Origin of the sequence: Candidatus Competibacter denitrificans Run_A_D11 (assembly GCF_001051235.1) — a bacterium.
Classification (GTDB): domain Bacteria; phylum Pseudomonadota; class Gammaproteobacteria; order Competibacterales; family Competibacteraceae; genus Competibacter_A; species Competibacter_A denitrificans.
The window spans coordinates 108441-121381 of sequence record NZ_CBTJ020000101.1 but is presented as its reverse complement, the minus strand read 5'-3'; the positions used below and the strand labels follow the sequence as shown (position 1 = coordinate 121381).

13 protein-coding genes are annotated in these 12941 nt (G+C 59.3%); 6 read left to right on the top strand and 7 right to left on the bottom strand.

The window, feature by feature from the left end; all coding sequences use genetic code 11:
- Nucleotides 1-154: 154 nt before the first annotated feature.
- Genes BN873_RS16260 through BN873_RS16250 form a run of 3 tightly spaced genes read right to left on the bottom strand, consistent with a single transcriptional unit; the run spans nucleotide 155 to nucleotide 2971 of the window.
- Entirely contained in the window at nucleotides 155-805 is a 651-nt protein-coding gene (locus tag BN873_RS16260; RefSeq protein ID WP_048676156.1) for a LutC/YkgG family protein, read from the bottom strand.
- Nucleotides 798-2237 carry a LutB/LldF family L-lactate oxidation iron-sulfur protein gene (locus BN873_RS16255; RefSeq protein WP_048676154.1) on the bottom strand — a complete coding sequence of 480 codons (1440 nt, stop codon included), beginning with the start codon at nucleotides 2235-2237 and terminating at the stop codon, nucleotides 798-800. The genes BN873_RS16260 and BN873_RS16255 overlap by 8 nt, the downstream gene beginning before the upstream one ends.
- Nucleotides 2234-2971: a (Fe-S)-binding protein gene (locus tag BN873_RS16250; protein WP_048676151.1), complete on the bottom strand. Its 738-nt coding sequence runs from the start codon at nucleotides 2969-2971 to the stop codon at nucleotides 2234-2236. Before BN873_RS16250 ends, BN873_RS16255 begins: the two co-directional genes overlap by 4 nt.
- Before the next feature lie 302 nt (nucleotides 2972-3273).
- On the opposite strand from BN873_RS16250, the gene BN873_RS16245 reads away from it, so the two are divergent.
- The 3 genes from BN873_RS16245 to BN873_RS16235 are packed head-to-tail and all read left to right on the top strand — an operon-like array spanning nucleotide 3274 to nucleotide 5366.
- The gene (locus BN873_RS16245) at nucleotides 3274-4089 is read left to right on the top strand and encodes an FCD domain-containing protein (protein WP_139031755.1); all 816 of its coding nucleotides are present in this window, start codon (nucleotides 3274-3276) and stop codon (nucleotides 4087-4089) included.
- A gap of 3 nt (nucleotides 4090-4092) precedes the next feature.
- Nucleotides 4093-4890, top strand: coding sequence for an alpha/beta hydrolase (locus BN873_RS16240; RefSeq protein ID WP_048676148.1), 798 nt, complete (start codon nucleotides 4093-4095; stop codon nucleotides 4888-4890).
- A gap of 35 nt (nucleotides 4891-4925) precedes the next feature.
- Entirely contained in the window at nucleotides 4926-5366 is a 441-nt protein-coding gene (locus BN873_RS16235) for a universal stress protein (protein ID WP_048676146.1), read from the top strand.
- Between the two features lie 14 nt (nucleotides 5367-5380).
- On the opposite strand, the gene BN873_RS16230 is transcribed toward BN873_RS16235, so the two are convergent.
- The 4 genes from BN873_RS16230 to BN873_RS16215 all read right to left on the bottom strand — a co-directional run bounded on the left by BN873_RS16230 (nucleotide 5381) and on the right by BN873_RS16215 (nucleotide 8854).
- Nucleotides 5381-6373, bottom strand: coding sequence for an endonuclease/exonuclease/phosphatase family protein (locus BN873_RS16230; RefSeq protein WP_139031754.1), 993 nt, complete (start codon nucleotides 6371-6373; stop codon nucleotides 5381-5383).
- A gap of 77 nt (nucleotides 6374-6450) precedes the next feature.
- Nucleotides 6451-7827 carry an ATP-binding protein gene (locus BN873_RS16225; RefSeq protein ID WP_048676140.1) on the bottom strand — a complete coding sequence of 459 codons (1377 nt, stop codon included), beginning with the start codon at nucleotides 7825-7827 and terminating at the stop codon, nucleotides 6451-6453.
- A 6-nt stretch (nucleotides 7828-7833) separates the two neighbouring features.
- Nucleotides 7834-8517 carry a response regulator transcription factor gene (locus tag BN873_RS16220; RefSeq protein ID WP_048676137.1) on the bottom strand — a complete coding sequence of 228 codons (684 nt, stop codon included), beginning with the start codon at nucleotides 8515-8517 and terminating at the stop codon, nucleotides 7834-7836.
- A 31-nt stretch (nucleotides 8518-8548) separates the two neighbouring features.
- The gene (locus BN873_RS16215; RefSeq protein WP_048676134.1) at nucleotides 8549-8854 is read right to left on the bottom strand and encodes a PepSY domain-containing protein; all 306 of its coding nucleotides are present in this window, start codon (nucleotides 8852-8854) and stop codon (nucleotides 8549-8551) included.
- Nucleotides 8855-9107: 253 nt separating this feature from the next.
- Here BN873_RS16215 and BN873_RS16210 point away from each other — a divergent pair, with 253 nt between their 5' ends.
- The 3 genes from BN873_RS16210 to BN873_RS16200 all read left to right on the top strand — a co-directional run bounded on the left by BN873_RS16210 (nucleotide 9108) and on the right by BN873_RS16200 (nucleotide 12912).
- Entirely contained in the window at nucleotides 9108-9944 is an 837-nt protein-coding gene (locus tag BN873_RS16210) for a hypothetical protein (RefSeq protein ID WP_071244377.1), read from the top strand.
- A gap of 200 nt (nucleotides 9945-10144) precedes the next feature.
- Nucleotides 10145-11359 (top strand): YcjF family protein, encoded by a 1215-nt coding sequence (locus BN873_RS16205; RefSeq protein WP_048676128.1) that lies wholly within the window; start codon nucleotides 10145-10147, stop codon nucleotides 11357-11359.
- On the top strand, nucleotides 11356-12912 hold the full coding sequence (locus tag BN873_RS16200; protein WP_048676125.1) for a GTPase family protein: 1557 nt from the start codon (nucleotides 11356-11358) through the stop codon (nucleotides 12910-12912). Before BN873_RS16205 ends, BN873_RS16200 begins: the two co-directional genes overlap by 4 nt.
- Nucleotides 12913-12941 lie beyond the last annotated feature (29 nt).

Genomic DNA, 12941 nt, shown 5'->3' with positions numbered 1-12941 from the left:
ATTCTCTTGGAAAAATGCTTCGCGTCTTCTTCGGAAAAAATGCCGAGCCTTACGTGCTTACGAAGACGGAGCCACATAAAAAATCCGCCGCCGACACCACACCACAGTCCACAAATTAACCAGAAATATTGTTCCATATAACAAAATTTCCATATCAATCATTAAGAACCAATACAATCAATTCCTTCGGGCCGTGCACGCCAAAGGTCAGCACCAATTCAATATCGGCGGTTTTGGACGGGCCGGAGATCAGCAGGGCATTAGTCGGCATTCTCTCGGCCCAGCGTTCTGTCCGCATGGCGGACGCCAGGGAGTCGTGAATCTTGGAGGCCTCCAGCACCGCAATATGCACCGCCGGAGCCAGCGACATCAGGCGGGGTTCGTCCGGGGTCGGCCACAGGATCAACGCGCCGACATCGGCCAGACCGCCTTGAGTGGAGGTAATTCCGGCGTCGATGGTAAACAGCCGTTCCTTGCAGTCCTCCACGCTTTGCTCGTAAGCGACCAGCGGCGGCAAGTCACTGTCCCAGCCTTCCGACAGCATGACGCCAATGGGCGAGTGGGGCGCGTAGAGCAAGCCGTTCAGCGAGCGCTGACGCAACACCGCCTTGAGCGCAGTCGTCCAGTCACCGCTGTTGGTGATGATGACCTCGGCGTGCATCGCTTCCATCCGCTGCTTCAGTTGCGCCACCTTGTCAGCCTGGCTGAGTGGGGGGGCGGGCGCTGCTTCCGGTTCCGTGATAGTCGGTTGCGGGCGGGCTGAATGTCGTAAACGATTCAGGATATTGGCGCGGGCTTCACTCATCGCGGATTCCCTTTTCTTTGGCCAGTACGTGCAGGCTTTTGGCGGCGAAGGTCGGCAGGGCGCGGGATTGGCTCCATTTTTTCACGATGCCGACGGCGGGCAATTTGGGCAATAGCGGCCCCGCCAGACCCAACAGCTTGGCGTTCAGGGCATTGAACCAGGGCGTGGCATTGCTGAAGGCCCAGCCTTTCCAGGTCAGGCTTTCGGTTGCGTTGAGCTTGTGGCCGTGATCCTTGACCGAGTTCGGGGTTTCGTCCTGGTCGTAAGATTCGGTGCGCAAGCGCCGCAGGATGTCGGTGATCGGAATCTTGACCGGACAGACTTCCTCGCACGCCCCGCAGAAGGTCGAAGCCGTCGCCATCGCCCCGGCGTTTTTCAAGCCTTCGATTTGCGGGGTCAGAATCGAGCCAATCGGGCCGGGATAAACGTAGCCGTAAGCGTGGCCGCCGAGCCGGGTATAGACCGGACAATGGTTCAGGCAAGTGCCGCAGCGGATGCACTTCAAAGTGTGCCGCAACTCAGGATCGGCCCAAATTTTGGAGCGGCCGTTGTCGAGCAGCACCAGATGCACTTCCTTCGGGCCGTCCTTCTCGCCCGGTTTGCGCGGCGAGCTGATCATATTGAAATAGGTGGTAATCAACTGGCCGGTGGCCGAGCCGGTCAGCAGCCGCAGCAAGGGCGGCACATCCTCCAACCGTTCCAGCACCTTTTCGATGCCCATGATGGCGATATGCACCGGCGGCGCGGTGGTGCACATGCGGCCGTTGCCCTCGTTTTCCACCAGACACAGCGTACCGGTTTCCGCCACCGCGAAATTGACCCCGCTGACTCCGACTTCTCCGGCGAAAAACTTCTCGCGCAATACCTGCCGGGCGATGGCGTTCAGTTCCTCGACCACTTCGGTGTAGGGCGTGTTGGGGATTTTGTCGTGAAACAGTTGGGCGATTTGATCGCGGTTCTTGTGGATGGCCGGGACGATGATATGCGAGGGCGTTTCGTGATCCAGTTGGATGATGTACTCGCCGAGATCGGTTTCCAGCGCCTCAATGCCGCGTTCATCCAGAAAATGGTTGAGGTGCATTTCCTCCGACACCATCGACTTGCCCTTGATGACGCGGGTGGCGTTATGCTTCTGGATGATTTCCAGACAAATGGCGTTGGCTTCGGCCGGGGTTTCGGCCCAATGCACCTGCATCCCGTTTTCGGTGCATTTCTGTTCCAGCCGTTCCAACAACTCCGGCAACTGGCGCAAGGCGCGCTGACGGATCGCATCGCCACGTTCCCGCAGTTTCTCGAACACATCCAGATCGGAAAACAGCGTGCGGCGACGCATTCCTAGCGTGTCCATCGCGGCCCGCAGATTGTGGCGCAGTTGGCCGTCGCCCAGCGCCTTTTTGAAATTCTTGGGGAAATCGACCACGGTTTCAGTCATTGGGTGCGCTCCAGCAGGAATTCGGCGACGTGCTTGGCGGGAATCGGGCTGTTGCGGTGTTTCAACGCGCCGCCGATGTGCATCAGGCAACCGTAATCGCCGGACAGCACCACCGCCGCGCCGGTTTGTTCGATGTCCGCTACCTTGTCAACGACCATCGCCGAGGAAATATCGGCCTGCTTGACCGAAAAGGAACCGCCGAAACCGCAGCATTCGCGCTCCCGTTGCAGTTCGATCAACTCGACATTCTTCAACTGACGCAGCAAGGATTTGGCATGGTCGATCACCTTCATCTCGCGCAAGGCGCTACAGGAGGAATGCCAGGTGACTTTGATCGGCTGACCGCGATCTTCCAATTTCAGATCGAGCACCGTGACCAGAAATTCGTTCAATTCAAACACCCGGCTGGCGAAGCGTTGCGCCTCGGCGGCTTCGGGTTGGTCGGCGAACAGTTTGGGATAGTGGTGGCGCAGCATCCCGCCACAGGAACCGGACGGAATGATGATCGGGTAATCCTTGGCAAAGGCTTTGATCTGCTGGCGGGCGACGGTGCGGGCTTCGTCCGGGAAGCCGGAGTTGTAGGCAGGCTGACCGCAACAGGATTGCTTTTGAGGGTAGACGACCTGAATGCCTTCGCGCTGGAGCAGTTCCATTCCCGCCATTCCAGCCTGGGGAAAACACAGATCGATTAGACAGGTGCCAAAAAAATACACCTTCTCAGGACGAGTGGGCATCGTACGTTCTTCTCCAACTTTCGTGGTCTTGTCGTTCCCGCCGCGCCATCCGGCGGTGCGAAGGAACGGTTTCTTCTTGTATTTATTGTAGTTGCGACCATCCGCTACCAGAGGATTTTATTCTTGGTCAGACGGTCTGACCAATTTTATAGCAGCTTGATGGCGGGATTGCAAGCATTTGGTCATGTGGTCTGACCAAAAATTTGCTAGTCTGTGCTGAATATCACCTGCCACGGGCCGCGAGGGGCTTTATAATGAATGCTGCATAGCACAATATAACCGTCGTATAGGACTCCTTGAGCTTGGGTAAGAACATGCACTACGAAGCGATTAATCCGCCGAAAGTATCGGATGCCATCGTCAGCCAGATCGAACACCTGATCCTGGATGGCGTGCTAAAACCGGGTGAACGGCTGGCAGCGGAACGGGATTTGGCGCAGCAGTTGAACGTCTCCCGCCCATCGTTGCGCGAGGCCATCACCACCTTAAAATCACGCGGTTTGCTGCAAAGCCGACGGGGTGGCGGCAATTATGTGGTCGATGTCATCGCCCCGGCCTTGACTAATCCGTTGATTGAACTCTTGAAAAATAATCCCAAGGCGATGTTCGATGTGTTGGAACTGCGCCATGCGTTGGAGGAGGTGGCGGCCTATTTCGCCGCAGTACGCGCCACCGACGCCGACCGGGAAATCCTGCGCTGCCGGTTCGCGGCTCTTGAAGATATTCAGCACGGCTCACGCGAACCGCAACACGATGCGGTGGCCGACGCCAGTTTCCATCTCGCCATCGCCGATGCCTCGCACAACGTGGCGCTGATCCACGTCATGCGCGGTCTGTTCGACTTGCTGTTGAGCAATATTTGCCGCTCGTTGGAACGGCTCTACACCCGCGAGGGCAGCTACGAGGTGATTCACGCCCAGCATCAGGCGATTTTGCAAGCGGTGCTGACACGCGATCCTGCGGCGGCGCGACAAGCGGCGCATGTCCATTTGTCCTATGTCGAAACGACCTTACAGGCGATTGACGCCGAAGCCAGCCGCCAGGAGTTGTCGCAGCGCCGTTTAGAAAGCTTGCGGGCGCTGGAAGCGAATACCAGCTTACTAAAGGCTAGCGTGTGAGCGATGCTCCATCGGCACGATGTTGAATCCAGCTATGTGATGCCCCGCCGGGTTGATGTCTGGTGTCCACCGTTCCATGAAGCGGCCACCACACGCTATCCGGTCATCTACATGCACGATGGGCAAAACCTGTTCGATCCGGCCTCTGCATTTATCGGTGTCGATTGGGGTATCGGTGAGGCCATGACTCGTTTGCGGCAGGAAAGCGAGGGGCTGGGCGCGATGGTGGTGGGGATTTGGAACACACCGCTGCGCTGGCGGGAATATATGCCCAGCCCACCGCGTACCAACCAACCACCGCCGTGGTTGGCGCCGTTTAGCGAGCAAGCGGGCGGAGAACCGCTCTCGGATGCTTATCTAAAATTCATCGTCACCGAACTCAAGCCCGTTATCGACGCGACCTATCCGAGCTTAGCGGATCGGCAGAATACCTTCATCATGGGATCGAGCATGGGCGGCTTGATTTCCCTCTTCGCGCTGATCGAATATCCCACTGTTTTCGGAGGCGCTGGGTGTCTGTCCACTCATTGGCCCGCTGGAGAAGAGGCCCTGGTGGATTTTCTGGGTCAGCGCTTACCGCAAGCAGGCCAGCACCGGCTGTATTTTGATTTTGGCACCGAGACGCTGGATGCCGCCTACGAGCCGTATCAGTGTCGGATGGACGGTTGGCTCCAGGCAGCCGGTTATCAAAGGGGTCGAGACTGGCTAACCCAAAAGTTTGCCGGGGCAGAGCATTCGGAGCGGGCTTGGCGGGCGCGTGTGGGTATTCCGTTGCGGTTTCTTTTAAACTCTGCGTCCTAATGATTTGGATTTTGCGGCTGCTCTGGAGGTACGACATGAGCTATCGACATATACTTTTCGCGGCCGATTTTTCGCCAGACGCCTTAAAGGTTGGCGAGCGTGCCAAAAACTTGGCAAAACTGGATGGTGCCCGGCTGAGCATGATCCATGTCGTCGAAGATATGAACATCAGTCTGGGTGGTGGCTATGAACTCTTGCCCGTACTACCCGAATTACCGGATGCAGTCTTGTTGAGCGAATCACGAGCCGCACTTGGCGAACTGGCTCACAAGCTGGATTTAACGGATCGCGCTGATTTGTGGGTGGTCAACGCGCCATCGACCAAGGAAGGAATTCTCGGTGCCGCCAAGGAGCATGGGGCCGATTTGATCGTCGTGGGTAGCCATGGGCGTCACGGCTTGGCGTTGTTGCTAGGTTCGACCGCTAATGCGGTACTGCACGGCGCACCCTGTGATGTGTTGGCGGTGCGGATTTAACGCGCGCCGCCACATCACCCTGACGCTCTCGCAAAGGAGACGGGGGTTTTAAGCTCTTGGTTGTGTGGCGCAAGGGCCGGTAGCACCGCCAGCACTGGATCGTGATCGCTGGCCGCTTCCCGTTGGCCAGGGCGCAGGTTGCTGTTGATGTGCGGGATGTACGCCGTCGCCCCATGTCTGAGCGCGTCACTGATCAGAATATGATCCAGCGCCTGTGGCTGGTTGCCGTGCCTGCGAGTATAGCATTGCCCGCGCGGTTGGTCGTCAAGTAGATTGTGCAAGCGTTCGCCTTTAAGCAACTTGAGCGTCTTAGAGCCTGGTACATCGTTAAAATCACCCAATAAAGCGATAGCGGCCCCAGGATCGCAAGCCAGTAAATCGGTAGCGAATTGGTGAATGATCTCCGCTTGCGCGTGGCGTTGCTTCTTCGTGTAATCCTCCTCGCGGCGACTCAGCGAGCGCATTGATTTGAGATGGCAAACGATGACGAACAAAGCACGCCCAGCCACTGTAAATTCCGCCACCAGCACCTTACGGCTGGGTACCCAATGGCGGTGACTATCCCCCGCAAAGGCCGGGTGAGTGGGTGCGATGCGGCCGGGATTGAGGATCAAGCTTGGAGAGCCGGCGCTTAACCGGATACCGGTACTATCTTCCGGGCCGGAGTCGCCCCGGTCGATCAGGTGCGCGCGGATCGGATCGAACAATAAACCGACCCGGATGTTGGCACCGACCATGCCACCTTCCTGGCCTGCCAGTGGCGGAATTTCCCGGTACAGGTAGTTTGGCCCGCCCGCCGCCGCGATGGCGGCGATCAGCGCGCGATAAGTGGGGTCGGCTGGTACTGGCGTTCTGCTGGGTGTCACGCCTTCTGTCGCAATTTCTTGCACCGCCAAAACCGCAGGTCCGCCGAGTTCGTTCGTGATGATGGCGCCGAATCGCTCGAAACGGCTGGGCGAGGCGTTTGCCGTCAGATTGCAGAGGTTAAAGGTGGCGATGGTGAACATGGAATCTGTCATTAAGTTTGCGGTTGGGTCGCTGTTAGGCCAAGCTCGCCAAGGCGGTCAATCGTGTTGGTATCGGCTCACGCGCTGCTGCTGGCTTGGAAGCGCAGGCGAGCCTTCACCAGAGCGCCACCCAGCGTGCCGCGTTCGATAGCGAGCCGCCCGTAATAAACTTCTTCGACCAGATCGCGCACCACCGCCAGTCCAATACCGTGGCCAGCTACCGTGGGATCGGCGCGCTGGCCGCGTCCAAGCAATTGTGGGGCTTGCTCTGGAGGAATGCCGGGGCCGTCATCTTCCACCTCTAATATCAATTCCGTTCGCCCATCGCGGTTGGCTGAATAGGCGCGCATCACCACTTGTCGCCGACACCACTTGCAGGCGTTATCCGCCAGATTGCCGAGTATTTCCAGCAAATCGCCCTCATCGCCGTAAAACACCGTGCCAGGCGCCACTTCGCTGCGCAGGTGCAGGGCGCGATTGGCATAGACCTTGGCTAAGGAGTCTTGGATCTTGCGTGCGATGGGAGTGACCGGCAACGGAGCCGTCAGAGTGATCTGGCCCGCAGCGGCCGCGCGTTGTAATTGATAATCCACGGTGCGATTCATCCGCTCCAGTTGATCGACCAGGGTTTGGCGGATTTCGTCGGGAGAGGCGTTATTTTCCAGCGTACTGCGCAGCACTGCCAAGGGAGTTTTCAGGCTGTGGGCTAAATCGGCCAAGGCATTGCGATAACGCTCAATGTGCGTGCGTCCTTCGCGGAGCAGCGCATTCAAGTTGTCGGTCAGCGGCAGCAGCTCTTCTGGATAACCGCTCCCCATTTCCCCCCGCTTGCCAGTTTCGATCTCCTTGATCTCGGTGGCGGCTCGCCGCAAGGGTTTCAGGCTCCAGCGCAGGATTAATCCTTGAACCGCTAACAGGACGCAGGTCGCCGCCACCAGCCAGCCCCACAAGCCCTGGCGAAACATCCAGAGTTGATCGAGGAACGCTTTTTGGGTTTCGGCCACCCGAAAGGTATACAAGTGGTATTCATTGGGACTGCTTTCCCAGTTGACCGTAAATGCCCTGACAAAGAGTGGCGTACCATCGGAGGTGGGCAATGCGGCGGACTGAGTTTCGCCCGCGTTGCGAACTGCCGGGAAAAACGGCAGCGCCATACCAAGCAGCGACGGTGAACGCCAGATTAGATTGCCCTCACTGTCCATCACGTCGGCATAAAGGCCGGAATCCGGCATGGAGAAGCGCGCTTCAGGCAACGCTTGGGGCAGGGTCAAACGATTAAAGGCATCCAGATTAGCCGCCCCCAGCAGCATATAGACCTGTGCTTGCAAGCGGCTTTGAACGGCGGTCAGGGCGCTATCACGGAACGCACTATCCAGGGTCAGACCGGTCAAACCGAGAAAAGCGACCAGCACCACGCTCGCTGCGACGAGCAGCCGACCCCTAAGAGAGCGCATTGAGGCTCAGCCGGCGGAGCGTTCCAGGCGGAACCGGTAGCCCCGGCCCCGCAAGGTCTCAATGGGATTTAGCGTGCGTTCCGGGTCCAGTTTGCGCCGCAACCGGCCAACCAGCACTTCCAGGACATTGCTATCGCGGTCCTCATCTTCTTGGTAAAGATGCTCGGTCAGCTCGCTTTTAGAGATCACGGTACCGGCATGTAAGATTAGATACTCCAAAAGCTTATATTCATAGGCGGTCAATTCCACTGGCTCGCTGTTCAAGGTGACTTGCTGGGCACCGGTATTTAAGGCAATGGGGCCGCAGTTGAGGACGGCCTGAGTCCAGCCGCCGGTACGGCGGATCAGTGCGCGCAGCCGAGCCAGCAGTTCTTCAATGTAAAACGGCTTGACTAAATAATCGTCAGCGCCCGCTTCCAGTCCTTCCACCTTATCCTGCCAGCGCCCGCGCGCGGTCAGGATCAAAACCGGGAAGCGTCGCCCACCCGCCCGCCAACGGCGAATGACCTCGATCCCCGATAAATCGGGCAAGCCGAGATCGACAACCGCCGCATCCAGCGGGTATTCCTGGCCGAGATAAAGGCCGTTGCGGCCATCGGCGGCGGTATCGACCGCGTAACCCTGATCGCGTAGCTGGGCCGCGACGCGCTGGAGCAGAGGGGCTTCGTCTTCGATAATCAGGACACGCATGGTAAAAGAGTCCAAGTCAGAGGCATGGCGTTCAATCCTGCATTTTCCCACTGCCGGAATCGTAATGCAGGCTGCGCACTCGGCCATCAGGCTGCAAGATACGGACCCGGTAACCGGGTTGGCCGTCACGATCAGCCCCTTGTACACCCAACACCCGCCCACCGGTCGCTTCGCGTGCGGCATTGGCGGCGCGGTCTGGATCGGCAAGCTGGCGGGAATTTCCCGCCTCGCCGCCGCGAGTGCGCTGGCCATCTTGCGCTTGCGCGCCACTGATCGCCAGCAAAGCTGCAAGCGCGAGAGGCGCTACATGGCGTAATCGCCGAAAGCAGTCGGACATGGGCGGGCTTCCAGATCAAACGGTTGAGTTGCTATTAGCTTACAGCCTAGCGGCCGGAGAATGAATCAGGACTGAACTGGTGGTGGCGCTCAGAGGGCCGGCTGAGCTTCTGAATCCTCTGTTTGGCTAAAGGTGTTCAGTATGGATTCAGCCGGTGGGCAATAGGCTGAAACCGGCATATGCAAGGTGCGGGGCCGATGGCAATCACGCGGCTGCATAATCGAGTTAACACAACTGATCGAGAGAAAGTGCGATGAAAAGATGGCAAATGGGTTTGGCGGCACTGTTGGCCGTCCTCGGTCCGGTGACGGGCTGGTCGCAACGACCGGGCGCTGCGGATGTGGAAGTGGAGGTGGTCGGTGATCGTGGCCGGGCCTTATCCGAGTATCCGTTACGGCGAGAGGATCGGCCCGGCGTTTATAAAGCCTATCTGGAAGCGACCCGCGGCCAGACTTATTCGCTCAAAATCCGCAATCGTACCGACCAGCGCATTGGAGTGGTGGTTGCGGTGGATGGTCGCAACATCATTTCCGGTGGTCGTTCCGAGCTTGCGCCAGAGGAGCGGATGTACGTACTCGGACCTTATCAGCAAGAAACCTATGAAGGCTGGCGCACCGGCAGAAACCGGATCAACCGCTTCTATTTTACCGACGCGGGAAATTCTTATTCGGGCGCCTGGGGTGACTATTCAGCGATGGGTGTGATCGCGGTAGCGGCATTCCGCGAAGTGCGGTCGGCGTGGGATCAGGGCGGTCCTGGTTTTAACAACCAACGCGGGATGCGGGTGCCTCCAGCCGCCGACGCTGCGGCGGCTCCTCAATCCCGTTCGCGCCGCGCGGAGCCGGGCACCGGCTATGGTGAAAGCGAGTGGTCGCCATCCCGGCGGGTTGAATTTGAGTCAGAGCGGCAGCCGTTCGCTCGATTTTTCTTGAAGTATGCCTGGCGCGACACCCTATGCCGCGAGCGAGTCATTGACTGTGACAGCGTGACCCCTCGGCCGCCGCGCAACCGCTTTTGGGATGAAGACACGGATCGCTTTGCTCCGCCGCCGCCTCGTCGCGAGCGTTATGAAACCGAAGATTGGCGTTGACAGCGCCGCGCTGCCCGGACGCTAGGGCGCCTGTCTTAGCCGAGAATCGCCCCCAAATCAACAGGGGGCGATTTTTTTGTGGTTTTTTTGGCGATAGAATGGGTTGAGAATAGCGATATCCCCTCACTGTCGCGTATCACCCACCCAACGGGAACATGCGCGATTTCTGCCGCAGTCTCCGAGCGATAGCGTTAAGCCCCATGGATAAAATCGATAGTTGGCGCCGGCTGCGGGAGGCGTTGCTCAATCCGCACATTGATCCTGACCAGTTGGACGCAGTACTGGGCGAGGCGCGCACCCGGCAGCCGCTGCCGGTGATTTGGCTGATCGGCAAGACCCAGGCCGGTAAAACCTCGATCATCCGTGCGTTGACCGGCAGTGAGATCGCCGAGATCGGCAACGGGTTCCAATCCTGCACCCGAACCGCGCGCTTTTACGATTTTCCGACCGAAGCGCCCGTGGTGCGGTTTCTCGACACGCGCGGCTTGGGCGAAGTGGCCTACGATCCTGCCGAGGATATCCATTATTGCGAAGGGCAGGCGCATTTGCTTTTGGGGGTGATGAAGGCGGCCGATATCCGTCAAGATCAAATCTTCGAAGTGTTACGCAGTGTTCGGCGCCGCCATCCTGAGTGGCCTGTGCTGATCGCACAAACCGGTTTGCACGAACTCTACCCGCCCGGTGGCGACCATATTCTGCCTTATCCCTACGCTGATTCACCGCTGCCACCCCAAGTGCCCAGCGATTTGGCCCGTGCATTGGCGGACCAGCGCCGACGCTTGGGCGAATTGCCGGGTTCTTCACCGGTCCGCTGGGTGCCAGTTGATCTGACCCAGCCCGAAGATGGCTGGGAGCCGGCCAATTACGGCCTGGATGCGCTGTGGACAGCCATCGGCGAGGTGTCCAGCCTGCGCTTGCAGGCCCTGTTGCACGGTGATGCTGGGGTGCGAGACGCCTACGCCCGCACCGCGCATCCGCATATTGTCGGTCACGCTTTGGCGGCGGCTGGAGTGGGTGCTTTGCCGCTGGTCGATCTGGTGGGAGTGCCGGCGGTCCAGGCTAAATTGCTGCACGCGCTTGCGGGGCTGTACGATCAAAGCTGGGATCGCCGCGCCGTCTCCGAATTTCTCGGCTTGTTGGGAGCGGGTATCGGGACGGCTTACGTAGCACGTCTGCTGGGCCGAGAAGTTATCAAGCTGATCCCCGGTTGGGGCCAGACTATCGGCGCTGTGTGGGGCGCGACCGCGAGCGGCGCCACGACCTTCGCCCTCGGTAAAGCGGCCACCCATTATTTCGCGGTTCGGCGCGAAGGTCGCGCCGTCGATCCCCAGGGCTTACGCAAGATCTATGCAGATGCCTTCGTGGTGGGTGCCAGCCTGCTGCAAGCAAAATCGGAAACATCTCCCCCTACATGAAGCATCTACTGCGCCGTTTTGACCCGCTGCGCTTAGCGGCGCTTCTACTGTGGCTAATCCCAGTCGCCGCCCTGCTGCCGCTTGGGGCTTTTTGGCTGTGGCAATCGAAGTTGATGCCATGGTGGTTGGCAACCCTGGTGGTGAGCAGCGCCATTGGGTACGGCTTGCAATCTTTGCTGAGTCGGCGGGATCGGCGTTTGCTGGATGCGGCTACAACCACGCCTGATCCTTACTGGCCGCCCCAAGCTGACGGGGCCTGGGCCGCAGTCGAGCAGGTAGCCGAGTCCGTCGATCCCAAAGACCATCCGCTGGATGACGGGGATCGGATCTGGCTGTTGGGCCAGCGGGTGTTAGAGGCGGTTGCCCGTTCCTATCACCCCAAAGCGGAGCGGCCACTGCTGGAGCTGACCGTCCCCCATATGCTGTTGATCATTGAACGAGCCAGCCACGACCTGCGCGATTCCGTCGTCCGCAATATTCCGTTTAGCCATCAATTGACGGTGGGCGATGTGTTTCGGGTGCAGCGCTGGAAGGAATCGGCTGAACGCTGGTTGAATGTGTACCGCGCCGGGCGGTTCGTGATCAGCCCTGCTAACGCCCTGTTGAGCGAGCTATGGGGCAAGATGCGCGACCAGAGTTATGGGGTCGCCTGGACCGAGCTGCATCGCTGGCTACTGCGGGAATATGTCCGCAAAGTCGGCTATTACGCCATCGCGCTTTACAGTGGCCGACTGCTGCTGAACGACGCCACACCGGCAGTCGTTTCCCAGGCGGATTTGGCGCAAGCCGCAACCACCCCAACGACTGAACCGCTACGGATTCTGGTGCTGGGCCGGGCCAGCGCGGGCAAGTCAAGCTTAATCAACGCCTTGTTCGATGAGGTGGTGGCAGCAACGGATATTCTGCCGGATACCACCGCCAGCCTGACGCCCTACCGCCTCAGCCACGACGGTTTGGATGCAGCGCTGATTTTTGACGCGCCCGGCTCCGATACGCCTTTGTTCGATGAGCAGGCCCTGCAACGGGCCGCGCTGACGGCAGATCTGATTTTATACGCCTGTCCGGCCCATCGCCCGGATCGGCAGCAAGATCGCCAGTTGCTGGATCGCGTGCGTGCCTGGTATACGGCCCGCTCCGACCGTCGGCCACCGCCTGTGCTGGTCGTTGTGACCCATATCGATCAACTGCGGCCATCCCGTGAATGGCAGCCGCCCTACGATCTGCGCAACCCCAATGGCCCTAAGGCCGCCAACATCCGAGCAGCGGTGGAAGCGGTGGCGGCTGATTTGGCTGTTGTTTTGGAAGCGGTTATTCCGGTTTGTCTGGCCGAGGGCCGCGTTTATAACGTCGATGATGCGTTGTGGGCTGCCATCCTCAAACGGCAGGATGAAGCCGACCGGGTGCGTTTCTTGCGCTGCTTGCAGGAGCGCAAACGACGGGAAAATTGGGCCTTGCTCAGTCAGCAATTGGCGCGTGCTGGTCGCTGGTTAGTGGATTTGCCGGGTCGGGTATGGAGTCGCTCGGCTCATACCCCAGACGGTAAGGGCGAGTAACGCTGCGCGGTGAGCGCGGTCCATTAACC